At 61.2% G+C, this 23535-nt stretch carries 19 protein-coding genes; 16 read left to right on the top strand and 3 right to left on the bottom strand.

The genetic code is table 11. The features are described from left to right. Nucleotides 1-30: 30 nt before the first annotated feature. Genes ileS through ispH form a run of 4 tightly spaced genes read left to right on the top strand, consistent with a single transcriptional unit; the run spans nt 31 to nt 4776 of the window. Nucleotides 31-2847 carry an isoleucine--tRNA ligase gene (gene ileS / locus ABTW55_RS08285; protein WP_033637055.1) on the top strand — a complete coding sequence of 939 codons (2817 nt, stop codon included), beginning with the start codon at nt 31-33 and terminating at the stop codon, nt 2845-2847. Nucleotides 2848-2860: 13 nt separating this feature from the next. Then, entirely contained in the window at nt 2861-3370 is a 510-nt protein-coding gene (gene lspA / locus ABTW55_RS08290; RefSeq protein ID WP_041033196.1) for a signal peptidase II, read from the top strand. Nucleotide 3371: 1 nt separating this feature from the next. Then, nucleotides 3372-3842, top strand: coding sequence for an FKBP-type peptidyl-prolyl cis-trans isomerase (gene fkpB / locus ABTW55_RS08295; protein ID WP_033637057.1), 471 nt, complete (start codon nt 3372-3374; stop codon nt 3840-3842). Then, the gene (ispH, locus tag ABTW55_RS08300; RefSeq protein ID WP_033637058.1) at nt 3823-4776 is read left to right on the top strand and encodes a 4-hydroxy-3-methylbut-2-enyl diphosphate reductase; all 954 of its coding nucleotides are present in this window, start codon (nt 3823-3825) and stop codon (nt 4774-4776) included. Before fkpB ends, ispH begins: the two co-directional genes overlap by 20 nt. A 273-nt stretch (nt 4777-5049) precedes the next feature. Here ispH and ABTW55_RS08305 read toward each other — a convergent pair whose 3' ends face one another. After that, nucleotides 5050-5976, bottom strand: a complete 927-nt coding sequence (locus tag ABTW55_RS08305; protein ID WP_033652892.1) for a LysR family transcriptional regulator — start codon at nt 5974-5976, stop codon at nt 5050-5052. Nucleotides 5977-6166: 190 nt separating this feature from the next. Here ABTW55_RS08305 and pvcA point away from each other — a divergent pair, with 190 nt between their 5' ends. The 8 genes from pvcA to kefC all read left to right on the top strand — a co-directional run bounded on the left by pvcA (nt 6167) and on the right by kefC (nt 17902). Then, nucleotides 6167-7132, top strand: coding sequence for an L-tyrosine isonitrile synthase (gene pvcA / locus ABTW55_RS08310; RefSeq protein ID WP_033637062.1), 966 nt, complete (start codon nt 6167-6169; stop codon nt 7130-7132). Nucleotides 7133-7228: 96 nt separating this feature from the next. Continuing rightward, complete coding sequence (locus ABTW55_RS08315; protein WP_033649154.1) at nt 7229-8092, top strand: TauD/TfdA family dioxygenase; 864 nt, start codon at nt 7229-7231, stop codon at nt 8090-8092. A 24-nt stretch (nt 8093-8116) separates the two neighbouring features. Further along, nucleotides 8117-9376 carry a glycosyltransferase gene (locus ABTW55_RS08320; protein WP_060422492.1) on the top strand — a complete coding sequence of 420 codons (1260 nt, stop codon included), beginning with the start codon at nt 8117-8119 and terminating at the stop codon, nt 9374-9376. Between the two features lie 263 nt (nt 9377-9639). Further along, the gene (dapB, locus tag ABTW55_RS08325) at nt 9640-10461 is read left to right on the top strand and encodes a 4-hydroxy-tetrahydrodipicolinate reductase (RefSeq protein WP_033649157.1); all 822 of its coding nucleotides are present in this window, start codon (nt 9640-9642) and stop codon (nt 10459-10461) included. Between the two features lie 470 nt (nt 10462-10931). Beyond that, nucleotides 10932-12080: a glutamine-hydrolyzing carbamoyl-phosphate synthase small subunit gene (gene carA, locus ABTW55_RS08330; RefSeq protein WP_048232622.1), complete on the top strand. Its 1149-nt coding sequence runs from the start codon at nt 10932-10934 to the stop codon at nt 12078-12080. Nucleotides 12081-12097: 17 nt separating this feature from the next. Further along, complete coding sequence (gene carB, locus ABTW55_RS08335) at nt 12098-15322, top strand: carbamoyl-phosphate synthase large subunit (protein WP_038873387.1); 3225 nt, start codon at nt 12098-12100, stop codon at nt 15320-15322. A gap of 176 nt (nt 15323-15498) precedes the next feature. After that, nucleotides 15499-16056, top strand: coding sequence for a glutathione-regulated potassium-efflux system oxidoreductase KefF (kefF, locus tag ABTW55_RS08340; RefSeq protein ID WP_033637069.1), 558 nt, complete (start codon nt 15499-15501; stop codon nt 16054-16056). Then, nucleotides 16049-17902 (top strand): glutathione-regulated potassium-efflux system protein KefC, encoded by a 1854-nt coding sequence (gene kefC / locus ABTW55_RS08345; protein ID WP_060422488.1) that lies wholly within the window; start codon nt 16049-16051, stop codon nt 17900-17902. Before kefF ends, kefC begins: the two co-directional genes overlap by 8 nt. Nucleotides 17903-17937: 35 nt before the next feature. Here the strand turns inward: kefC and ABTW55_RS08350 are convergent, their stop codons facing one another. Then, nucleotides 17938-18552, bottom strand: coding sequence for a LysE family translocator (locus ABTW55_RS08350; protein WP_015376619.1), 615 nt, complete (start codon nt 18550-18552; stop codon nt 17938-17940). Nucleotides 18553-18679: 127 nt separating this feature from the next. On the opposite strand from ABTW55_RS08350, the gene ABTW55_RS08355 reads away from it, so the two are divergent. From ABTW55_RS08355 to ABTW55_RS08370, 4 genes are all read left to right on the top strand, one after another. Then, nucleotides 18680-19480 carry a threonine/serine exporter ThrE family protein gene (locus ABTW55_RS08355; RefSeq protein ID WP_033637071.1) on the top strand — a complete coding sequence of 267 codons (801 nt, stop codon included), beginning with the start codon at nt 18680-18682 and terminating at the stop codon, nt 19478-19480. Then, on the top strand, nt 19477-19941 hold the full coding sequence (locus ABTW55_RS08360; RefSeq protein ID WP_033652897.1) for a threonine/serine exporter: 465 nt from the start codon (nt 19477-19479) through the stop codon (nt 19939-19941). The genes ABTW55_RS08355 and ABTW55_RS08360 overlap by 4 nt, the downstream gene beginning before the upstream one ends. A 143-nt stretch (nt 19942-20084) precedes the next feature. Then, a complete protein-coding gene (gene folA, locus ABTW55_RS08365) occupies nt 20085-20567 on the top strand; it encodes a type 3 dihydrofolate reductase (RefSeq protein ID WP_033637073.1) in 483 nt (160 codons plus the stop codon). A 180-nt stretch (nt 20568-20747) separates the two neighbouring features. Then, complete coding sequence (locus ABTW55_RS08370) at nt 20748-22637, top strand: PhoX family phosphatase (protein ID WP_041033219.1); 1890 nt, start codon at nt 20748-20750, stop codon at nt 22635-22637. Between the two features lie 44 nt (nt 22638-22681). On the opposite strand, the gene apaH is transcribed toward ABTW55_RS08370, so the two are convergent. After that, nucleotides 22682-23533, bottom strand: a complete 852-nt coding sequence (apaH, locus tag ABTW55_RS08375) for a bis(5'-nucleosyl)-tetraphosphatase (symmetrical) ApaH (protein ID WP_033637075.1) — start codon at nt 23531-23533, stop codon at nt 22682-22684. Nucleotides 23534-23535 lie beyond the last annotated feature (2 nt).

Genomic DNA, 23535 nt, shown 5'->3' on the forward strand with positions numbered 1-23535 from the left:
TCTATAGCCGAAAACGGAACCGAGAATCTAATGAGTGACTACAAGAATACCCTGAACTTGCCGGAAACAGGGTTCCCGATGCGCGGCGATCTCGCCAAGCGCGAACCTGGCATGCTGCAACGTTGGTATGAACAGGATCTGTACGGGATTATTCGTACTGCCAAAAAGGGCAAAAAAACCTTCATTTTGCATGACGGCCCTCCGTATGCGAACGGCAGCATTCACATTGGTCACTCGGTTAACAAGATTCTCAAAGACATTATCATCAAGTCGAAAGGGATGGCCGGCTTCGACTCGCCTTATGTGCCGGGTTGGGACTGCCACGGCCTGCCGATCGAACTGAAGGTTGAACAGCTGTACGGCAAACCGGGCGAGAAGCTGACGGCGGCCGAGTTCCGCCAGAAGTGCCGCGAGTACGCGGCCGAGCAGGTTGAAGGCCAGAAAAAGGACTTCATCCGCCTGGGCGTGCTGGGCGACTGGGATCGTCCGTACCTGACCATGGACTTCAAAACCGAAGCCAACATCATCCGCGCGCTGGGCAAGATCATCAGCAACGGCCACCTGCTGAAAGGCGCCAAGCCGGTTCACTGGTGCACCGACTGCGGATCGTCGCTGGCGGAAGCGGAAGTGGAGTATTACGACAAGACTTCGCCGTCGATCGACGTGACTTTCCATGCGGCCGACGCGGCTGCCGTGGCGGCCAAGTTCGGCGTGAGCAACTTCAGCGGCGCCATCTCCCTGGTTATCTGGACCACCACCCCGTGGACACTGCCGGCCAACCGCGCGATCTCGCTGCACCCGGACTTCACCTATCAGCTGGTGCAGGTTGACGGCCAGTGCCTGATCCTGGCGGCCGAGCTGGTGGAAAGCGTGATGAAACGCGCCGGCATCACCGAATGGGCGGTGCTGGGCAGCTGCAAAGGCGCCGATCTGGAGCTGCTGCGCTTCAAACACCCGTTTATGGGCTTCGACGTGCCGGCCATTATGGGCGAGCACGTGACGCTGGACGCCGGTACCGGTGCGGTGCATACCGCAGGTGGCCACGGTCCGGATGACTTCGTCATCAGCCAAAAATACGGTCTGGAGATCGCCAACCCGGTAGGGCCGAACGGCTGCTACCTGACCGGTACCCATCCGCTGCTGGACGGCAAGTTCGTCTTCAAGGCCAACGATCTGATCGTCGACCTGCTGCGTGAGAAAGGTGCGCTGCTGCACGTCGAGAAGTTCCTGCACAGCTACCCGTGCTGCTGGCGCCACAAGACGCCGATCATCTTCCGCGCCACGCCGCAATGGTTCATCAGCATGGATCAGAAAGGCCTGCGTCAGCAGTCGCTGGAAGAGATCAAAGGCGTGCAGTGGATCCCGGATTGGGGCCAGGCGCGCATCGAAATGATGGTGGCCAACCGCCCGGACTGGTGCATCTCGCGTCAGCGCACCTGGGGCGTGCCGATGTCGCTGTTCGTGCATAAAGAAACCGAGCAGCTGCACCCGCGCAGCGTTGAGCTGATGGAAGAAGTGGCCAAGCGCGTCGAGCAAGACGGCATTCAGGCCTGGTGGGATCTGGACGCGGCCGACATCCTCGGCGCGGACGCCGCCGACTACGTGAAAGTGCCGGATACGCTGGACGTGTGGTTCGACTCCGGTTCCACCCACGCTTCGGTGGTCGACGTGCGTCCTGAGTTCCACGGCCACAGCGCCGACATGTATCTGGAAGGCTCCGACCAACACCGCGGCTGGTTCATGTCATCGCTGATGATCTCCACCGCGATGAAAGGCAAGGCGCCTTATAAAGAAGTGCTGACCCACGGCTTCACCGTTGACGGCCAGGGCCGCAAGATGTCCAAGTCGATCGGCAACACCGTCAGCCCGCAGGACGTGATGAACAAGCTGGGCGGCGACATTCTGCGTCTGTGGGTGGCGTCGACCGATTACACCGGCGAGATTGCGGTGTCCGACGAGATCCTCAAGCGTTCCGCCGACTCTTATCGCCGCATCCGCAACACCGCGCGCTTCCTGCTGGCCAACCTGAACGGGTTCGAGCCGAGCACCGATTGCGTGGCGCCGGAAGACATGGTGGTGCTGGATCGCTGGGCGGTCGGCCGTGCGCTGGCGGCGCAGCAGGATATCGAGCAGGCTTACGCCAACTACGATTTCCATGAAGTGGTGCAGCGTCTGATGCAGTTCTGCTCGGTCGAGATGGGCTCCTTCTACCTGGATATCATCAAGGATCGTCAGTACACCGCGAAGAGCGACAGCGTCGCCCGCCGCAGCTGCCAGACCGCGCTGTATCACATCGTGGAAGCGCTGGTGCGCTGGATGGCGCCGATCATGTCGTTCACTGCGGACGAGATCTGGGGCTTCATGCCGGGCAAGCGCGCGCAGTACGTGTTCACCGAAGAGTGGTACGACGGCCTGTTCGGGCTGGCGGAAGGCGAGCCGATGAACGACGCTTTCTGGGCCGAGCTGCTGAAAGTGCGCGGCGAAGTGAACAAGGTGCTGGAGCAGGCGCGTGCCGACAAACGCCTCGGCGGTTCGCTGGAAGCGGCGGTAACGCTGTATGCCGACAGCGAGCTGGCGGCGCGCCTGAACAGCCTGCAGGATGAGCTGCGCTTCGTGCTGCTGACCTCTGCGGCAAGCGTTGCGCCATTGGCGGATGCGCCGGCCGACGCGCAGGCTTCCGAGCTGCTGAAAGGGCTGAAGATCGCCTTCAGCACGGCGCCGGGTGAGAAGTGCCCGCGCTGCTGGCATTACACCACCGATATCGGCCTGGTGGCGGAGCACGCAGACATCTGCGGCCGCTGTGTAAGCAACGTCGCCGGTGACGGCGAGAAGCGTAACTTTGCCTGAGAACTCGCGCCTGATGAGTAAATCAATTTGTTCGACCGGCCTGCGTTGGCTGTGGGTTGTGGTGGCGGTGCTGGCGCTGGATTTCGGCAGCAAGCAGTGGATCCTCGCTAACTTTACGCTGGGCCAGTCCCAGCCATTGATCCCGTCGTTCAACCTGTTTTACGCGCGCAACTACGGCGCCGCGTTCAGCTTCCTCGCCGATCACGGCGGCTGGCAGCGCTGGTTCTTCGCCGGCATCGCCATCGCCATCGTTGCGGTGCTGCTGGTGATGATGTACCGCAGTGCGGCGCAGCAGAAGCTGAACAACATCGCCTACGCCTTTATCATCGGCGGGGCGCTGGGCAATCTGTTCGACCGCCTGTGGCACGGTTTCGTGGTCGATTTCATCGACTTCTACGTCGGCGACTGGCACTACCCGACCTTCAACCTGGCGGACAGCTTTATCTGCGTGGGCGCGGCGATGATCGTGCTGGAAGGTTTCCTGTCGCCGGCGAACAAAAGCGCAAAGAGTAAAGGTGAGTAATATGACGGCTCAGGTTATCAGTGACAGCGCGGTGCTGGTTCACTTTACGCTGAAACTGGAAGACGGTTCGACCGCCGAATCCACCCGCAGCAGCGGCAAGCCGGCGCTGTTCCGCCTGGGTGACGGCAGCCTGTCGGCGCCGCTGGAGGCGCAGCTGCTCGGCCTGCGCGCGGGCGACAAATGCGCCTTTACCCTGCAGCCGGAAGCGGCGTTCGGCGCGGAGAACCCGGATCTGGTTCAGTTTTTCTCGCGCCGCGACTTCGCGGAAACCGGCGTGCCGGACGTGGGCACCATCATGCTGTTTACCGCCATCGACGGCAGTGAAATGCCGGGCGTGGTGCGCGCGGTGGCGGAAGATTCGATCACCGTCGATTTCAACCATCCGCTGGCGGGCCATCCGGTGACCTTCGATATCGAAGTGCTGGAGATCGATCCGCAGCAGGAGGAGATGCATGCAAATATTGCTGGCTAACCCGCGCGGCTTCTGCGCCGGGGTTGATCGTGCGATCAGCATCGTGGAACGCGCGCTGGAACTGTATGGCGCGCCGATCTACGTGCGGCATGAAGTGGTGCACAACCGCTACGTGGTCGACAGCCTGCGTGAGCGCGGCGCGGTGTTTATCGAAGAGATAGCCGAAGTGCCGGACGGCTCTATCCTGATCTTCTCGGCGCACGGCGTTTCTCAGGCGGTGCGCGCCGAAGCCAAGGCGCGCGATCTGACCATGCTGTTCGACGCCACTTGCCCGCTGGTGACCAAGGTGCATATGGAAGTAGCGCGCGCCAGCCGCCGCGGCACCGAAGCGATCCTGATCGGCCACGCCGGGCACCCGGAGGTGGAAGGCACCATGGGCCAGTACAGCAACCCGCAGGGTGGCATGTACCTGGTCGAATCGCCGGAAGACGTGTGGAAGCTGCAGGTGAAAGACGAAAACAACCTGTGCTTCATGACGCAGACCACGCTGTCGGTGGATGATACCTCGGACGTGATCGACGCCTTGCGTCAGCGTTTCCCGAAAATTATCGGGCCACGTAAGGATGATATCTGCTACGCCACTACCAACCGTCAGGAAGCGGTGCGCAACCTGGCCGGCGATGCGGACGTGGTGCTGGTGGTGGGGTCGAAGAACTCCTCCAACTCCAACCGTCTGGCGGAACTGGCGCAGCGCGTCGGCAAACCGGCTTATCTGATCGACTCGGCGGCGGATATTCAGGAAAGCTGGCTGAGCGAAGCGCGCAATATCGGCGTTACCGCCGGCGCCTCGGCACCGGACGTGCTGGTGCAGGAGGTGATCTCTCGCCTGAAAGCGCTGGGTGGCCTGGACGTGCATGAAATCAGCGGGCGTGAAGAGAACATCGTGTTTGAAGTGCCTAAAGAGCTGCGCGTGGACGTTCGTCAGATCGATTGACATGCGCCGGCGGATGACAACGGGGAGCTTAGGCTTCCCGTTTTTTTTGGAAAGCGCGCCGCGTAAAAAATAATATTCCATGCATATTCAAATTTTCTGCTAACTAAAGCCAAATTTATTCTGAGTATTTGAAATAACGTCGGTGTGATTAATTATATAGGCTGGCGAAAAGTTATTAATAAAGATATCATTAGGCTGCAATCTAAATAGGACCCGGTGTTGGTAAGGTGATTACAATAATTACAATAATAGATATTGCAGATGTTTCTTATTTTATTCCTGACGGATATGTTCTACGGCGCTTAATCCCTTCTCCTGCAAATAGAGTTTCATATGCTCCAGCAATCGTCTGACTTTTAATGGCTGGCTCTCCCTGCGCGGCATAATGGCGTAGCAATTAATTTCCGGTAACCGCCAATCGGGCAATATTTCAATCAGCTCGCCGCTGCGCAATTCACGTTCAACGTTGGCGAAGAAATTGCGAATGATACCCTTGCCGGTCAGCGCCAACTCCTTCATCGCCATACCGCTGTTGGTGAACAAGCGCCCGGTCATACGCATGCGGTGTTCACCGCCGTTACGATGGATCAGACGGACAAACTGCGGGTTGCCGAGTGGCGTAAAGGTGACCCATTGGTGGTGCGTCAGCGCCTGTGGCGAATCCGGCACGCCGTGATGCGCCAGGTAAGCCGGCGAGGCGCACAGCACTTCGCGGCAGCACGCCAGCCGCGTGGAAACGTAGCTGGAGTCGGCCAGCACGCCGCCGCGTATCGCCAGATCGATGCGCTGCGTGATGAGATCTATCTTCTCATCGTGGATTTCCAGCCGCAGCGTGAGACGAGGATGTTCGTCGAGAAAACTTTGCAGCGCCGGCACCAGGTAGTGAGTGGCGAATTCGGTGGAGGTGGCGACGCGCAGCTCACCGACCAGTTCGCCGCGCAGCGCGGCGATCCGTTGTTGGCCACGTTCGGCGGCGTGGATCATCAGCAGGCAATCTTCATAAAAGCACAATCCGGCTTCGGTCAGACTCAATGAACGCGTCGATCGCAGCAGTAATTGAATACCCAGATGTTCCTCCAACTGGCGAATATGCTGGCTGACGGCGGAAGTCGTCATGCCCAATTCTTTTGCCGCCATGCTGAATGCGCCGCAATCGACCACTTTTGAGAAAATGGCCATGCGTTTTAAAATATTGCTCATAGTTTGTTAAGCACAACTTAACCAAGATTGTGAATTATACGGGCTAATAATATAGCACTATCTCTTCTATATTGCCTGAAGCACATAAACGCCGGGCTGATTATTATTTCGCAGAGTTTTTTCTCTTTTTGATAAATCTTATTGCGCTTATCAATAATGCACCCGCGCCACATCGCAATAGGAGCTCATTGTGGACAGCGCTCAGAAAGAAGAAATATCGTTAAAAATCCTACGTGAATTATTGCAATACCGCCGCCGCTTCCCCGGCGACGATACCTCGATTGCCGAAGAAGAACGGCGGGTCACTCAGGTGCAATTGCCGCGCATTCGGGCATTCATTGAAAACGAGCAACGTATCGAATTCGTGCTGCCGGCCTTTCCCACCAAGTCGCCCAACACCAACAAGGTGATCGGCGCGGTGCCGGACATGGCGGAGCGGCTGTCGCTGATCTTCCTCAACTCGCTGTGCCAGCGCATTCAACTCTATTACCCGCCGGGGGCGCATATCGTTATCTGCTCCGACGGCCACGTGTTCGGCGATCTGATCCGCGTCAGCGATGAAGCGATCAACCACTATCAGCGTGAGATTGAAAGCCTGCTGCATGAAGTGGGCGCGACGCACCTGAGCGTGTTCAACCTCGGCGACGTCAAAGGCCTGGCGGAACATACCGATGATTACGATCTGCTGCGCCGGCTGTTGGTGGAGGGCTATGCCGAATCGGAAGAGGCGATCAAGCAACAGCTGATGCAGGACGAACAGGGCCTCTTGCTGTACCGCGCCATCACGCGATTCCTGTATGAAGACAGCCAGCTGCCGGGCTACAGCGGTTCCAACGCCGCGCTGCAGAAAGACGCCAAACAACGCGCCTGCGGCGTGATCCAGCGCAGCTGGGCCTGGGGCAACCTGCTGGCGCAGCATTTCCCGGCGGCGATCCGCCTGTCGATTCACCCGCAGCCGGCCGACAGCCTGAAAATGGGCATCCACATGATGCCGACCAAAGACGACTGGCTAACGCCGTGGCACGGCGTGGCGGCCAACGTGAACGGCCAGTTCGTGCTGATGAAGCGTAAAGACGCGCAGAGCCTGGACGGCGAACTGGTGGAGATCCGCGGCACGCCGAGCCATTACCTGATCGAACAACCGCAGATGGCCTGAGGCCGTGGCGGGCTTTTGCGCCCGGAATCCTGGCGGGCGCGTTTTTGACGGCACGTTGCCGTGTGAGCAGCACATTCGATGCAAGGAGAATCACCGATGAACAACCAACCGCTTAATTGCCATATTCAACCGAATACCCCGTTTGGCGCGATCCTGACGCCGCAGCATCCGGGGCAAAAGATCGGCGAGCTGCCGGTGGCGGCGCTGCGGGCGCTGGCGCAGGAACACCACTTGCTGGTGCTGCGCGGATTCGACTCGGGTTTCAGCGAGGCGGAAGTTCTGACTCGCTACGCTGAGCAGTGGGGCGAGATCATGATGTGGCCGTTCGGCGCGGTGCTGGACGTGAAGGAGCATCCGGACGCCAAGGATCATATCTTCGACAGCAGCTACGTCCCGCTGCACTGGGATGGCATGTATAAGCCGACCATCCCCGAGTTCCAGCTGTTCCACTGCGTGGCGGCGCCGTCGCCGGACGAAGGCGGATGCACCACCTTCGTCGACACCACGCGGCTGTTGGCCAATGCGGACGAAGCGCTGCTGGATCAGTGGCTGTCGGTCTCGATCACCTACCGCATCAAGCAGGTGGTGCATTACGGCGGCGAAGTCTGTTCGCCGCTGGTGGTGCAGCACCCGAACGGCAGGGGCTTGATCATGCGCTACAATGAACCGCCGACGGAAGGAAAAAAATTCCTCAATCAACATGCGCTGGAATACCACGGCGTGCCGGAACACCAGCAGGAACAGTTCCACCACACTCTGCAGCAGCATCTGTACGATCCGCGTCACTATTATGCCCACCAATGGCAACAGGGCGACGTGGTGGTGGCGGACAACTTCTCGCTGCTGCACGGCCGTGAGGGCTTTACCGCCCGTTCCGCGCGTCATTTGCAGCGCGTGCATATTCAGAGCAACCCGGTGTGCGCCAATCTGGCGCTGAAGCCGGCCAACGCAGAAGCGTAAAGGAGCATTATGGCAAGGATACTGATGGCGGCGGTCGCCACTCCGGGGCACGTCTACCCGATGTTAGCCATCGCTCGCCACCTGATTGCCCAAGGGCATCAGGTGCGGGTGATGACCGGCGCGCTGTTTCGCGAACGCGCCGAGGCGGCGGGCGCGAGCTTCGTGCCGTTCGACGCGCAGGTGGATTTCGATTACCGCCACCTGGAAGAGCACTTCCCCGAGCGCGCCGCGCTGCCGCCGGGCAATGCGCAGATGGCGCTGGCGCTGAAGGATTTCTTCGCCGCGCCGATCCCGTTGCTGGATCGGCAGCTGCGTGCGGCCATCGCCGCCGAAAAGACCGATCTGCTGATGGTGGAGAACTGTTTCTACGGCGTGCTGCCGCTGCTGCAGTCCGCCGAGCGGCCGCCGGTCTTCGGTATCGGCGTTACGCCGCTGTCGTATTCTTCGCGCGATGCTATTTTTTATGGCCCGCGTATCCCGCCGGCGCTGCTGCCGCAGGCGTTGACCCGTGAGCAGTTGGTGGATGAGGAAACGCGCGTGCTGATCGATGACGTGCAGCAGAGCTTCGATGCGGCGCTGCTGCAGGCGGGCGGGCGGGCGCTGGATCGCCCGTTCACCGACGCGCTGATCGGTGGCTGCGAGCGTTTCCTGCAGCTGGCTACCACGGCGCTGGAATATGAGCGTGACGATCTGCCGAGCGGCGTGCGATTCGTTGGCCCGCTGCGCAGCGGCGGCCAGCCGGCGGCGGAAGAGACGCTGTGGGAGGCGGACGATCGTCGGCCGCTGGTGATTGTGACACAGGGCACGCTGGCCAATGTCGATCTGCATCAGCTGATCGTGCCGACGCTGCAAGCGCTGGCGCATCTGCCGGTGCGGGTGCTGGCCACCACCGGCGGAAGGGCGACGGAAGGGCTGATGGACGCGCTGCCGGGCAATGCCAGAGTGCGGGAGTTTATCTCCTTCGAACGCTGGCTGCCGGAGACGGCGCTGCTGATCACCAACGGCGGTTACGGCTCGATCAACTATGCGCTGGACAGCGGCGTGCCGCTGATCGTCGCCGGCACCGGCGAGGACAAGCTGGAGGCGGCCGCGCGCGTGGTGGCCGCCGGCTGCGGCATCAGCCTGCACACCAGCACGCCGAGCGCCGAACAGATCCTGGCGGCGGCGACGCGCATTCTACAGCAGCCGATCTATCGGCAACGTGCGGCGCTGGTGCGTGAGGACTATGCCCGCCACGACGCGCTGACGGCGATCGCCAACGAAGTGGCCGCTATCACCGCCTGACCTCGCCGTTCTCCCTTCCCCAGGCGCCGTTTTCGGCGCCTTTATCCCGCATTTTTTTGCCATGGAAACTGCATGATTATGTACAATCGTCGCAGGCCGCCAAATCGGTTGAATGTTAATCTCACGACAGCGCCGCTGATGAAAGCGGGGGAATATCATAATTTTCTAATTATGAAATGAATCCTCTGGCGACGCTGAAGCGGGGCGGTTACCCTGAATCGATAGCCTAATGGGATAGGCGTCAAATCAAGAAGAGAGCAAGCATGAGTGATACACAAATCCGCATTGCGATTGCGGGCGCCGGCGGCCGGATGGGCCGTCAGTTGATCCAGGCGGTGCAGCAGGCGGAAGGCGTGGTATTGGGGGCGGCGCTGTCGCGCCCGGGTTCCAGCCTGATCGGCGTCGACGCCGGTGAGCTGGCGGGCATTGGCGCGCTGGGTGTCAAGGTGAGCGACAGTCTGGAGAAGGTGGCGAACGAGTTCGATATTTTGATCGACTTCACCCGCCCGGAAAGCACCCGGGGCTACCTGGATTTTTGCGTGGCGCACCACAAGGCGATGGTGATTGGCACTACCGGCTTCGATGACGCCGGCAAGCAGGCGATCCGCGATGCGGCGCAGCATATCGGCATCGTGTTCGCCGCCAACTTCAGCGTCGGCGTCAACCTGGTGCTGAAACTGCTGGAGAAGGCCGCGCAGGTGATGGGCGACTATACCGATATCGAAATCGTTGAGGCGCACCACCGCCACAAAGTGGACGCGCCGTCGGGCACTGCGTTGGCCATGGGCGAAGCGATCGCCGGCGCGCTGGGGCGCGATCTGAAAAGCTGCGCGGTCTATGCGCGCGAAGGCCATACCGGCGAGCGCGATCCGAAAAGCATCGGCTTTGCCACCATTCGCGCCGGCGACATCGTCGGCGAGCACACCGCGATGTTCGCCGACATCGGTGAACGGGTGGAAATCACCCATAAAGCCTCTAGCCGTATGACTTTTGCCAGCGGCGCGGTGCGCGCGGCTTCCTGGTTACATAACCGTGATAAAGGTCTGTTTGATATGCGCGATGTGTTGAATTTGGACCAATTATAATTGATTTGCATACCATCGTGATGTGGTTGTATTGATCATAATGCTATGATAATCGGACAATAAATTTATTGTCCTTTTTTTTAACATGAAAAATGAAATGTTGGTGTGTTTTTGTTGTCGTGATTGTTATTTATCGATGATTATCTCGCTAATCACCCCGTTTTCATCCACCAGATCCCATTTCAGCGTCTTTTTAAGCCCATTCTGGCGCCATTTTCCGTCATTCAGCTTCGCAACCGTTTTCCAGCCTCGGTTTTCTGTGTTTTTATCGACGCTCAAGCCGCATGAGCGCCGAGAACTGCAAAAATAAAACAAAAAACGGCAGTTTGGGTAGACAAGCCGGGCACTCATCATTAAAATGCGCCCAATTTGCCAAAAATTGGCCTCGCGGACGGTTTTTGCATTGATTTAGATCGCGATATCTGAATTAATATGCAAATATTGTGATTGATTATTCCTCGGAGGATGTTTTGATAAAGTCAGCGCTATTGGTTCTGGAAGACGGAACCCAATTCCACGGTCGGGCCATCGGGGCAGAGGGAACGGCAGTGGGGGAAGTGGTCTTCAATACGTCGATGACCGGTTATCAAGAAATCCTCACTGATCCTTCCTATTCCCGCCAGATCGTTACTCTTACTTATCCTCATATCGGCAATGTCGGCACCAATGCTTCCGACGAAGAATCCTCCGCAGTACACGCCCAAGGCCTCGTCATTCGTGACCTCCCGCTGATCGCCAGCAACTACCGCAACGAAGAAAGCCTGTCCGACTACCTCAAGCGTCACAACATCGTGGCGATCGCCGATATCGATACCCGTAAATTAACCCGCCTGCTGCGCGAGAAGGGCGCCCAGAACGGCTGCATCATCGCCGCCGACTCGCCGGACGCCGCGCTGGCCCTGGCCAAGGCGCAAGGTTTCCCGGGGTTGAAGGGCATGGATCTGGCGAAAGAGGTCACCACCCAAGAGGCTTACAGCTGGCAGCAAGGCAGCTGGACGCTTGAAGGCGACCTGCCCGAAGCCAAAACCGCCGCGGAGCTGCCGTTCCACGTGGTGGCTTACGACTACGGCGCCAAGCGCAACATCCTGCGCATGCTGGTGGATCGCGGCTGCCGCCTGACCGTGGTGCCGGCGCAGACCCCGGCCGACGAGGTGCTGAAAATGAATCCGGACGGCATCTTCCTGTCCAACGGCCCGGGCGACCCGGAGCCATGCGACTACGCCATCGCCGCCATCAAACAGTTCCTGGAAACCGACATTCCGGTGTTCGGCATCTGCCTGGGCCACCAGCTGCTGGCGCTGGCCAGCGGGGCGAAAACCATGAAGATGAAGCTCGGCCACCACGGCGGCAACCACCCGGTGAAGGATCTGGACAACAACACCGTGATGATCACCGCGCAGAACCACGGCTTCGCCGTCGATGAAAACAACCTGCCGGCGAACCTGCGCGTCACGCACAAATCGCTGTTCGACCACACGGTGCAGGGCATTCACCGCACCGACAAGGCGGCGTTCAGCTTCCAGGGTCACCCGGAAGCCAGCCCAGGCCCGCACGATGCCGCGCCGCTGTTCGATCACTTTATCGAACTGATTGAGACTTACCGTTCTAACGCCAAATAATCAGGAGCAGTAAAAAAATGCCAAAACGTACAGACATAAAAAGCATCCTGATCCTCGGCGCTGGCCCGATCGTTATCGGCCAGGCGTGTGAGTTCGACTACTCGGGTGCCCAGGCGTGTAAAGCGCTGCGCGAAGAGGGTTACCGCGTCATTCTGGTCAACTCCAACCCGGCGACCATCATGACCGACCCGGAAATGGCCGACGCGACCTACATCGAGCCGATCCACTGGGAAGTGGTGCGCAAGATCATCGAAAAAGAGCGCCCGGATGCGGTGCTGCCGACCATGGGCGGCCAGACGGCGCTGAACTGCGCGCTGGAGCTGGAGCGTCAGGGCGTGCTGGCCGAGTTCGGCGTGACCATGATCGGCGCCACCGCCGATGCGATCGACAAGGCCGAAGACCGTCGCCGTTTCGACGTGGCGATGAAGAAAATCGGTCTGGACACCGCGCGTTCCGGCATTGCGCACACCATGGAAGAAGCGCTGGCGGTCGCCGCTGACGTCGGCTTCCCGTGCATCATCCGCCCTTCCTTTACCATGGGCGGCACCGGCGGCGGCATCGCCTACAACCGCGAAGAGTTCGAAGAGATCTGCGAACGCGGTCTGGATCTGTCGCCGACCAACGAGCTGCTGATCGATGAATCGCTGATCGGTTGGAAAGAGTACGAGATGGAGGTGGTGCGCGATAAGAACGACAACTGCATCATCGTCTGCTCCATCGAAAACTTCGACGCCATGGGCATCCACACCGGCGACTCGATCACCGTCGCACCGGCGCAGACCCTGACCGACAAGGAATACCAAATCATGCGCAACGCCTCGATGGCGGTGCTGCGTGAGATCGGCGTGGAAACCGGCGGCTCCAACGTGCAGTTCTCGGTCAACCCGAAAACCGGCCGCCTGATCGTTATCGAAATGAACCCGCGCGTGTCGCGCTCTTCGGCGCTGGCGTCGAAAGCCACCGGCTTCCCTATCGCCAAGATCGCCGCCAAGCTGGCGGTGGGCTACACCCTCGATGAGCTGATGAACGACATCACCGGCGGCCGCACCCCGGCATCGTTCGAACCGTCCATCGACTACGTCGTGACCAAGATCCCGCGCTTCAACTTCGAGAAGTTCGCCGGCGCCAACGACCGCCTGACCACCCAGATGAAATCGGTCGGCGAAGTGATGGCCATCGGCCGCACCCAGCAGGAGTCGCTGCAAAAAGCGCTGCGCGGCCTGGAAGTGGGCGCCACCGGCTTCGACCCGAAAGTGAGCCTGGACGATCCGGAAGCGCTGACCAAAATCCGCCGCGAGCTGAAAGACGCCGGCTCTGACCGCATCTGGTACATCGCCGACGCCTTCCGCGCCGGTCTGTCGGTTGACGGCGTCTTCAACCTGACCAACGTCGACCGCTGGTTCCTGGTGCAGATTGAAGAGCTGGTGCGCCTGGAAGAGCAGGTGGCCGAAGCGGGCATCAACGGCCTGAACAAAGCGTTCCTGCGCACCCTGAAGCGCAAGGGCTTCGCCGATGCGCGTCTGGCCAAGCTGGCCGGCGTCGCCGAAAGCGAAATTCGCAAGCTGCGCCACAGCCACGGCCTGCATCCGGTGTACAAGCGCGTGGATACCTGCGCGGCGGAATTCGCCACCGACACCGCCTACATGTACTCCACCTATGAAGAAGAGTGCGAGTCCAACCCGACCAACGACCGGCCGAAAGTGATGGTGCTGGGCGGCGGGCCGAACCGTATCGGCCAGGGCATCGAGTTCGACTACTGCTGCGTGCACGCCTCGCTGGCGCTGCGCGAAGACGGCTACGAGACCATCATGGTCAACTGCAACCCGGAAACCGTCTCCACCGACTACGACACCTCCGACCGCCTGTACTTCGAGCCGGTAACGCTGGAAGACGTGCTGGAAATCGTGCGCATCGAGAAGCCGAAGGGCGTGATCGTGCAGTACGGCGGCCAGACCCCGCTGAAGCTGGCGCGTGAGCTGGAAGCCGCGGGCGTGCCGATCATCGGCACCAGCCCGGACGCCATCGACCGCGCCGAAGACCGCGAGCGCTTCCAGCAGGCGGTCAACCGCCTGGGCCTGAAGCAGCCGGCCAACGCCACCGTCACTGCCATTGAGCAGGCGGTGGAGAAGGCGGCGGGCATCGGCTATCCGCTGGTGGTGCGCCCTTCCTACGTGCTGGGCGGCCGGGCGATGGAAATCGTCTATGACGAAACCGACCTGCGCCGTTACTTCCAGACTGCGGTCAGCGTGTCCAACGATGCGCCGGTGCTGCTGGACCGCTTCCTGGACGACGCGGTGGAAGTGGACGTCGACGCCATCTGCGACGGCGAGCGCGTGCTGATTGGCGGCATCATGGAGCACATCGAGCAGGCGGGCGTGCACTCCGGCGACTCCGCGTGTTCGCTGCCGGCGTACACCCTGAGCCAGGAAATTCAGGACGTGATGCGTCGCCAGGTGGAAAAACTGGCGTTCGAGCTGCAGGTACGCGGCCTGATGAACGTGCAGTTCGCGGTGAAAGACAACGAAGTCTACCTGATTGAAGTCAACCCGCGCGCCGCGCGCACCGTGCCGTTCGTCTCCAAAGCGACCGGCGTGCCGTTGGCCAAGGTGGCCGCGCGCGTGATGGCGGGCAAAACGCTGGTCGAGCAGGGCGTGACCGAAGAAATTATCCCGCCGTACTACTCGGTGAAAGAAGTGGTGCTGCCGTTCAACAAATTCCCGGGCGTCGACCCGATTCTGGGGCCGGAAATGCGCTCTACCGGGGAAGTGATGGGCGTGGGCCGCACCTTTGCGGAAGCCTTCTCCAAAGCGATGCTGGGCAGCAACTCGGGCATGAAGAAACAGGGCCGCGCGCTGCTGTCGGTGCGTGAAGGCGACAAGGCTCGCGTGGTCGATTTGGCCGCCAGCCTGCTGAAGCAAGGCTTTGAGCTGGACGCCACCCACGGCACCGCGGTGGTGCTGGGCGAAGCGGGCATCAACCCGCGCCTGGTCAACAAGGTGCACGAAGGGCGTCCACACATTCAGGATCGTATCAAGAACGGTGAGTACACCTACATCGTCAACACCACGGCCGGCCGTCAGGCGATTGAGGACTCCAAGCTGATTCGCCGCAGCGCCCTGCAGTACAAGGTGCACTACGACACCACGTTGAACGGCGGCTTCGCCACCGCGATGGCGCTGAAAGCGGATCCGACCGAGCAGGTGACGTCGGTGCAGGAAATGCACGCGCGCATCGGCAAGTAACCGCGCGATAACGCTACGCCAGGGGCGCTGCAGTTCAATGCAGCGCCCTTTTTTTATTCAGCGAATTTGTCGGCAGGCGTTAAAAATTTCCGCTATCAATCAGTGGCCAAACTGTCACCCTGTGTGATTGGTATATGCTTGGTGTATTGGCAAGGAACGAAGGAACGACGATAACAATGATTCTGATAATTTACGCTCACCCGTATCCCCGGCATTCGCATGCCAATCAGCGCCTGCTGCAGGCGGTGAGGGATCTCCCCGAGGTAGAGGTGCGCTCACTGTATGAGCTGTACCCCGATTTCAATATCGATATCAACGCCGAGCAGCGGGCGCTGGAGCGCGCCGACCTGGTGGTGCTGCAGCATCCGATGCAGTGGTACAGCTTCCCGCCGCTGTTGAAGCTGTGGATCGACAAAGTGCTGGAGCACGGCTGGGCCTACGGCCACGACGGCAACGCGCTGGTGGGTAAAGACTGCCTGTGGGCGGTGACCAGCGGCGGCGACGAGCACCACTTCGAGCTGGGCGACTTTCCCAACTTCGCTGCGCTGGCGCAGCCGCTGCAGGCCACGGCGATCTACTGCGGCATGAACTGGCAACCCTATTTTGCCGTACATAATACTTTTACCTGCAACGAACCGGCGCTGCTCGCCGCCGGCGAAGCCTACCGGCAGCGGTTGGTCGACTATCTGATGGAACATGCCGAAGCGGAAACTCGGGAGGCCAGCCATGGATAATCACCACATGATGATCGAGGGGCTGATCTACCTCGGCTCCGCCGCGCTGTTCGTGCCGATCGCGGTGCGTCTGGGGCTGGGCTCGGTGCTCGGCTACCTGATCGCCGGCTGCATCATTGGCCCCTGGGGACTGAAGCTGGTGTCGGACGCCGAATCGATCCTGACCTTCGCCGAGATCGGCGTGGTGCTGATGCTGTTTATCATCGGCCTGGAGCTGGATCCCAAGCGGCTGTGGACGCTGCGCGCCTCGGTATTCGGCGGCGGCAGCATTCAGATGGTGGGCTGCGGCCTGGCGCTGAGCGCCTTCTGTTACTTCCTCGGCCTCAACTGGAAGGTGGCGCTGCTGATAGGTTTGACGCTGGCGCTCTCATCCACCGCCATCGCCATGCAGGCGATGAGCGAACGTAATTTGACGCCGTCGCCGATCGGCCGCAGCGCGTTTGCGGTGCTGCTGTTCCAGGATATCGCGGCGATCCCGCTGGTGGCGATGATCCCGCTGCTGGCCAGCAGCGGCGCCACCACCACGCTGGGCGCTTTCGTGCTGTCGGCGGCCAAGGTGGTGGGCGCGTTGACGATGGTGGTGCTGCTCGGCCGCTACGTCACCCGCCCGCTGCTGCACTTCGTCGCCCGTTCGGGCATGCGCGAGGTGTTCAGCGCCGTGGCGCTGTTCCTGGTGTTCGGCTTCGGCATCCTGCTGGAGATGGCCGGGCTGTCGATGGCGATGGGGGCGTTCCTCGCCGGGGTGCTGCTGGCGAGCTCGGAATACCGCCACGCGCTGGAGAGCGATATTCAGCCGTTCAAAGGGCTGCTGCTGGGGCTGTTCTTTATCGGCGTCGGCATGTCGATCGACTTCGGCACGCTGTTCCATCACCCGCTGCTGATCGCCTCGCTGTTGCTGGGCTTTATGCTGATCAAGGCGGCGCTGCTGTGGCTGATTGGGCCGCTGCTCGGCGTGCCGAAGCGCCAGCGCGGCCTGTTTGCCATTCTGCTGGGGCAGGGCAGTGAATTCGCCTTCGTGATCTTCAGCGCCGCGCAGCTGGCCGGCGTACTGCCGGTCGAATGGGCCAAGTCGCTGACGCTGGCGGTGGCGCTGTCGATGGCGGCCACGCCGCTGCTGTTGGTGATCGCCGCGCAGCTGGAGAAAAATGCGCCGAAAGAGGAGCGCCCGGCGGACGTCATCGACGACGAAAATGCCAGCGTGATCATCGCCGGCTTCGGCCGTTTCGGCCAGATCGCCGGCCGCTTGCTGCTGGCCAACGGCGTACACACCGTGGTGCTGGATCACGATCCGGACCATATCGAAACGCTGCGCAAATTCGACACCAAGGTGTTCTACGGCGACGCCACGCGCGCCGATCTGCTGGAGGCCGCCGGCGCCGCCCAGGCCAAGGTGCTGATCAACGCCATCGATGACGTGGAAGACAGCCTGGCGCTAACCGAGCTGGCCAGGCAGCACTTCCCGCATCTGAAGGTGGTGGCGCGGGCGCGCGACGTCGATCACTGGTATCAGCTGCGGCAGCTGGGGGTGGAAAAACCGGAGCGCGAAACCTTCGAAAGCTCGCTGCGCGTCGGCCGTGAAACGCTGGAGCTGCTGGGGCTGGACGCCTATGAGGCGCGCGAGAAGGCGGACACGTTCCGCCGCTATAACCTGAAGATGCTGGAAGACACGCTGGAGAATTATCAGGACACCGAGTTCCGCATCGCCAGCCTGCAGCGGGCCAAGGAGATGCTCAGCGCGGCCATCGAGCAGGATCAGAATCGGCTGGCGCGGGTGCAGCAGACCGGCTGGCGCGGCAGTATCGACGGCAAGGCGCCGGAGGACGAGGTGGTGGAAGCCAAAGGATAAGAGTAGGGGCGCCAGATCGGCGCCTCTTCTTTTGCTTAGCTCAGCGCGACCTTGATGCCCAAGGCGATCAGCATGCCGCCCAGCAGCTTGTCGACGATCTTCTGGGTCTTTTCCAACCCGCGGCGCACCGGCCCGCTCTGGATCAGGAACACCAGCAGCGGCCACCAGATAACCGACAGGCCGAGAATAATCCCCGCGTACCACAGCTTGTCGCCCAGACCGGAATCGATCTGCAGCACCTGGGTGAACACCGCCAGGAAGAACAGGGTGGCCTTCGGGTTCAGCAGGTTGCACAGGTAGCCTTGCGCAAAGGCGCTCTTCAGGCTGACCTGCTGCTGCGGCAGATTGCTGACGTTCATCTTGCCGCCGCCGCGCGACAGCAGCGCCTGGATGCCGATCCACACCAGATAGACCGCCCCGGCGTATTTCAGCAGGTTAAACAGCCACGGCGTGGTGGTGATCACCACCGCCAGCCCGGCGACGCAGTAGGACATGTGGGTGGCGACGCCGCAGATCACACCGAAGGCGGTCATCATGGCGGCCAGCCGCGGATAGCGGGCGGCGTTTTTGATCACCAGGAAAAAATCCGGGCCGGGGGAGAGCATGCCGAGGGCGGCAATGCCGGCGACGAACAGCGAAGTTTCAAGCATGGGAGCGTCTCGCGCAAAAGACAGAGTTCTGGCGATAATAACGCCGCTTCCTCTGATGCGCATCAACCCAATGAGGTATTGTTAGGCTCTATGATAATAATTCATCTACCGCCAGCAACGGAGCACCATGCAGCAGACTAACGCCACAGACCGGCCGGAGCCGCACCGGCAACAGCGTGAAATTACCCGCCTGTGCATTCAATGCGCGCTGCTGCTGTTGCAGCACGGCGCCGAGAGCACGGTGGTGGAACAGCTGTCGACCCGCCTGGGGCTGGCGCTGGGGATGGACAGCGTGGAAAGCTCGATCTCCGCCAATGCGGTGGTGTTGACCACTCTCAGCCACGGTGCCTGTCTGACCACCACCCGCAAGAACGTCGATCGCGGCATCAATATGCAGGTGGTGACCGAAGTGCAGCATATCGTGATCCTCGCCGAGCATCGCCTGGCGGATGCGCACGACGTGGCGCGCCGCTTTGACAGGATCCGGCCGCTGCGTTACCCGCGCTGGCTGGTGGTGCTGATGGTGGGGTTGTCCTGCGGGTGTTTCAGCATGCTCAACGGCGGCGGCGGCGATGCTTTCCTGGTGACCTTTATCGCCAGCGGCGCGGCGATGCTGGTGCGTCAAATCCTCACCGCCCGCCATATGAATCCGCTGATCAATTTTTGCCTGACGGCGTTTGTCGCTACGTCGATCTCCGGACTGCTGCTGCGCCTGCCGGCGTTTAAAGACACCTCGAGCGTGGCGATGGCCGCCAGCGTGCTGTTGCTGGTGCCGGGCTTCCCGCTGATCAACGCGGTGGCAGACATGTTCAAGGGGCACGTCAATACCGGGCTGGCGCGTTGGGCGATGGCCAGCCTGCTGACGCTGGCGACCTGCATCGGGGTAGTGATGGCGATGTCGCTGTGGGATCTGCGGGGGTGGTCATGAGTCTGCTGTGGGCCTTGTTGCAGGAGATGCTGTTGGCGGCGGTGCCGGCGCTGGGCTTCGCCATGGTGTTCAACGTGCCGCTGCGCGCGCTGCGCTATTGCGCGTTGCTCGGGGCTATCGGGCGCGGCTCGCGCATGCTGATGATGTATGGCGGCATGAACATCGAGTGGGCCTCGCTGCTGGCGGCGATCCTGATCGGTATCATCGGCATCTACTGGTCGCGCTGGCTGCTGGCGCACCCGAAGGTGTTCACCGTGGCGGCGGTGATCCCGATGTTCCCCGGCATTTCCGCCTATACCGCGATGATAACGGTGGTGGAGATCTCGCATCTGGGCTACAGCGAAGCCCTGATGGAGACCATGATCACCAACTTCCTCAAGGCCAGTTTTATCGTTGGCGCATTGTCGATCGGCCTGTCGTTGCCGGGCCTGTGGCTGTACCGCAAACGCCCCAGCGTGTGAAATGACCTGGCGGGAGATCGTTGGTTATTAGATATACTGATAAGAGCTATCTTATATATTCATCTTGCTTGATTAGCCTATCGACGGCACTCAGGCCTTTACGTATAGTGTCACCAATTTTGCTGCCTACACAGGGTTAAACAATGATTATCAGCCTGATCGCTGCCTTGGCGGCGGATCGCGTTATTGGCATGGAAAACGCCATGCCGTGGCACCTGCCGGCGGACCTTGCGTGGTTTAAACGCAACACGTTGAATAAGCCGGTTATTATGGGCCGCAAGACCTTCGAGTCCATCGGCCGCCCGCTGCCGGGCCGCCACAATATCGTTTTGAGCAGCCGCCCGGGCAATGCCGCCGGGGTGACCTGGGTGACCTCGCTGGATGAAGCGCTGGCCGCCGCGGGCGAGGTGGAAGAAGTGATGGTGATCGGCGGTGGGCGCATCTATACCCAGCTGCTGCCGCGCGCCGATCGCCTGTACCTGACGCACATCGACGCCGAAGTCGGTGGCGATACCCACTTCCCGGATTACGAGCCGGACGAGTGGGAAACCACGTTCAGCGAATTCCACGACGCCGACGATCTGAACTCGCACAGCTACTGCTTCGAAATCCTGCAGCGCCGCTGATTTAAGCGCGTTAGCCAACTCTCCCCGGGGGCGCAAGCAATTGCGCCCCCGGCCTTTTTGCGCCCGTCGTTTGTAACCTTTCCGTCACATTACCTGATTAGTATGAAGCCCAACTCCGAGCGCCACGGCAACTCTGGTGAATCTTGACTGCGGCGCCATAACTAAAAAGGTAACCACGCTATGACCAAGCAAATTGAGCAATTAGACGCCGACCGCCTGATCGATCCCACTCGCCGCAAACTGCTGCTCGGCAGCGCCGGCGCCGTCGGCCTGGCCGGTTTTCTCGGCGGCGGCATCTGGTCGGTCTCCAGTGAGGCGTTGGCCGAGGATCTGCCGCCGAACAAGCTGTTGGGCTTTCAGGGTATCGCCGCGTCTACCGCCGATGAGGTGACCATCGCGCCGGGCTACCGCGCCGAGGTGCTGATCTCCTGGGGCGAGCCGCTGGTGGACGGCGCGCCGGCCTTCGATCCGCAGGGCAACAACAGCGCCGCCGATCAGGAAAAACAGTTCGGCGACAATAACGACGGCATGAGCTTCTTCCCGATCGATGACAATCACGGCGTGATGGCCATCAATAACGAATACGTTAACGAGCAGTACCTGTTCGCTCACGGCGGCGCCAAGGCTACCAGCCTGGAAGAGGTGCGTAAATCGCAGGCGGCGCACGGCGTCTCCATCGTGGCGGTAAAGCGCGTCGGCGACGGCCAGCGCTGGGAGGTGGAGCGCCCGTCGCGCTATAACCGCCGCATCACCGCCAATACCGAAATGCAGTTCAGCGGCCCGGCCGCCGGGCACCCGTTGCTGCAGACCGCCGCCGATCCGAGCGGGCGCAAGGTGCTGGGCACTTTCGGCAACTGCGCCAACGGCAAGACGCCGTGGGGCACCTACCTGACCTGCGAAGAAAACTTCGATACCTACTTCGGCACTCATCAGGCTGATTACAAAACCACGCCGGAACAGAAGCGCTACACGCTGAAGGCCAGCGAACCGGAGCGCAACTGGCCGGACTATGACGAGCGCTTCGACGTGGCGAAGAACCCCAACGAATTCAACCGCCACGGCTGGATCGTCGAGATCGATCCGCTGAATCCGACCTCGACGCCCATCAAGCACACCGCGCTGGGCCGCTTCAAGCACGAGAACGCGGCGGTGACCGTGGCCAAAGATGGCCGTTTGGTGGTGTACATGGGTGACGACGAACGCGGCGAACATATCTATAAGTACGTTTCCAAAGGCGTGGTCGACGCCGCCAATCCGGCCAACAATCGCACGCTGCTGGACGAAGGGACGCTGTACGTGGCGCAGTTCGACGGCGATGAGGCCGGCACGCCGCTGAAGGGCAAAGGGCGCTGGATTGCGCTCGAGTTCGGCAAGAACGGCCTGACGCCGGAGAACGGTTTCCGCGACGAGGCCGAAGTGCTGATCTTCGCCCGCAAGGCGGCGCAGCAGGTCGGCGCCACCAAAATGGATCGCCCGGAGTGGATCGCGGTGAACCCGCATGACGGCCGTGCGTACTGCACGTTGACCAACAACAGCAAGCGCGGCGAGGAAGGGATGCCGCTGAACGCCGCCAACCCGCGGCCGAACAATATCTATGGCCAGATCATTCGCTGGGACGAGGGCGGCGACGCCACCGCCGGCACCTTCGCCTGGGACATCTATGCGCTGTGCGGCAACCCGATCGCCCACCCGGAAGGCGTCAACCGTGGCACGCCGAACATCACGGCGGAAAATACCTTCAACAGCCCGGATGGGCTGGGCTTCGATCGCGCCGGCCGCCTGTGGATCCTCACCGACGGCAAGTACAGCAACAAGGGCGATTACGCCGGGCAGGGCAACAACCAGATGCTGGTGGGCGATCCGATCAGCGGCGAAATTCGCCGTTTCATGGTGGGGCCGAAGTCCTGCGAACTGACCGGCATCACCTTCACCCCGGACTACAAGACGATGTTCGTCAACGTGCAGCATCCGGGAGAAGAGGGCGATTCGCACTTCCCAAACAACAGCCCGCGCCCGCGTTCATCGGTGTTGATGATCACGCGTGAAGATGGCGGGGTGATTGGGGCGTAAGGCGCTAAAGAGAGCAAAGGCGGCCTGGGGCCGCCTTGATGTTTTCAGAACGCGGCCAGCCTGCCGGCGTGGTCGGGCGCCTCGCCGCGATTAGCGGGCTGCGTGAAGTAACGGCGGTCTTCCCAGCGTAGCATCGTCAGATCGCCGCCCCAGCAGCAGCCTGTGTCCAGCCCGATCACGCCTTCCGGCGTGCCCTTGCCTTCCAGCGAGGCCCAGTGGCCGAAGACGATGGTGTATTCCGGATCCACCAGGCGCGGCAGCTCGAACCACGGTTTCAGCGGCGCGGGTGCGGTGCCCGGCGCATCTTTGCAGATCATGTCGAGCTGGCCGTTGGGGAAGCAATAACGCATGCGCGTCAGCGCATTGGTGCTGAAACGCAGACGCGCCAGGCCGCTCAGCTCCGGCGTCCAGTTGTTCGGCATATCGCCGTACATGGCGTCGAGGAACAGCGGGTAGCTGTCGCTGCTTAATACCGCTTCCACTTCGCGCGCGCACATTTTCGCGGTGTCGATATCCCACTGCGGGGTGATGCCGGCGTGCGCCATCACCAGCTTTTGCTCATCGTCCACCTGCAGCACCGGTTGGCGGCGCAGCCAGTTGATCAGCTCGTCGGCGTCCGGCGCCTCCAGCAGCGGGGTGATGCGATCTTTGGGTTTGTTGCGGCTGATGCCGGCGTAAACCGCCAGCAGGTGCAGATCGTGGTTGCCCAGCACCATGCGCACCGCCGGGCCGAGCGAGCGCACGAAGCGCAGCACGTCCAGCGAGGCGGGGCCGCGCGCCACCAGATCGCCGGTCAGCCACAGTTGATCGCGCTCGGGATCGAACGCAACCTGAGCCAGCAGCGACTTCAGTTCATCGAAACAGCCGTGAACGTCGCCGATAAGGTATGTCGACATAA

It is taken from the genome of Serratia sp. SM04, assembly GCF_040280225.1.
Classification (GTDB): Bacteria; Pseudomonadota; Gammaproteobacteria; order Enterobacterales; family Enterobacteriaceae; genus Serratia; species Serratia sarumanii.

Excerpts from the sequence above, each read along its gene's own strand:
- ileS (WP_033637055.1), top strand. The coding sequence starts at position 31 with ATGAGTGACTACAAGAATACCCTGAACTTGCCGGAAACAGGGTTCCCG.
- lspA (WP_041033196.1), top strand. The coding sequence starts at position 2,861 with ATGAGTAAATCAATTTGTTCGACCGGCCTGCGTTGGCTGTGGGTTGTG.
- fkpB (WP_033637057.1), top strand. The coding sequence starts at position 3,372 with ATGACGGCTCAGGTTATCAGTGACAGCGCGGTGCTGGTTCACTTTACG.
- ispH (WP_033637058.1), top strand. The coding sequence starts at position 3,823 with ATGCAAATATTGCTGGCTAACCCGCGCGGCTTCTGCGCCGGGGTTGAT.
- ABTW55_RS08305 (WP_033652892.1), bottom strand. The coding sequence starts at position 5,976 with ATGAGCAATATTTTAAAACGCATGGCCATTTTCTCAAAAGTGGTCGAT.
- ABTW55_RS08315 (WP_033649154.1), top strand. The coding sequence starts at position 7,229 with ATGAACAACCAACCGCTTAATTGCCATATTCAACCGAATACCCCGTTT.
- ABTW55_RS08320 (WP_060422492.1), top strand. The coding sequence starts at position 8,117 with ATGGCGGCGGTCGCCACTCCGGGGCACGTCTACCCGATGTTAGCCATC.
- dapB (WP_033649157.1), top strand. The coding sequence starts at position 9,640 with ATGAGTGATACACAAATCCGCATTGCGATTGCGGGCGCCGGCGGCCGG.
- carB (WP_038873387.1), top strand. The coding sequence starts at position 12,098 with ATGCCAAAACGTACAGACATAAAAAGCATCCTGATCCTCGGCGCTGGC.
- kefF (WP_033637069.1), top strand. The coding sequence starts at position 15,499 with ATGATTCTGATAATTTACGCTCACCCGTATCCCCGGCATTCGCATGCC.
- kefC (WP_060422488.1), top strand. The coding sequence starts at position 16,049 with ATGGATAATCACCACATGATGATCGAGGGGCTGATCTACCTCGGCTCC.
- ABTW55_RS08350 (WP_015376619.1), bottom strand. The coding sequence starts at position 18,552 with ATGCTTGAAACTTCGCTGTTCGTCGCCGGCATTGCCGCCCTCGGCATG.
- ABTW55_RS08355 (WP_033637071.1), top strand. The coding sequence starts at position 18,680 with ATGCAGCAGACTAACGCCACAGACCGGCCGGAGCCGCACCGGCAACAG.
- ABTW55_RS08360 (WP_033652897.1), top strand. The coding sequence starts at position 19,477 with ATGAGTCTGCTGTGGGCCTTGTTGCAGGAGATGCTGTTGGCGGCGGTG.
- folA (WP_033637073.1), top strand. The coding sequence starts at position 20,085 with ATGATTATCAGCCTGATCGCTGCCTTGGCGGCGGATCGCGTTATTGGC.
- ABTW55_RS08370 (WP_041033219.1), top strand. The coding sequence starts at position 20,748 with ATGACCAAGCAAATTGAGCAATTAGACGCCGACCGCCTGATCGATCCC.
- apaH (WP_033637075.1), bottom strand. The coding sequence starts at position 23,533 with ATGTCGACATACCTTATCGGCGACGTTCACGGCTGTTTCGATGAACTG.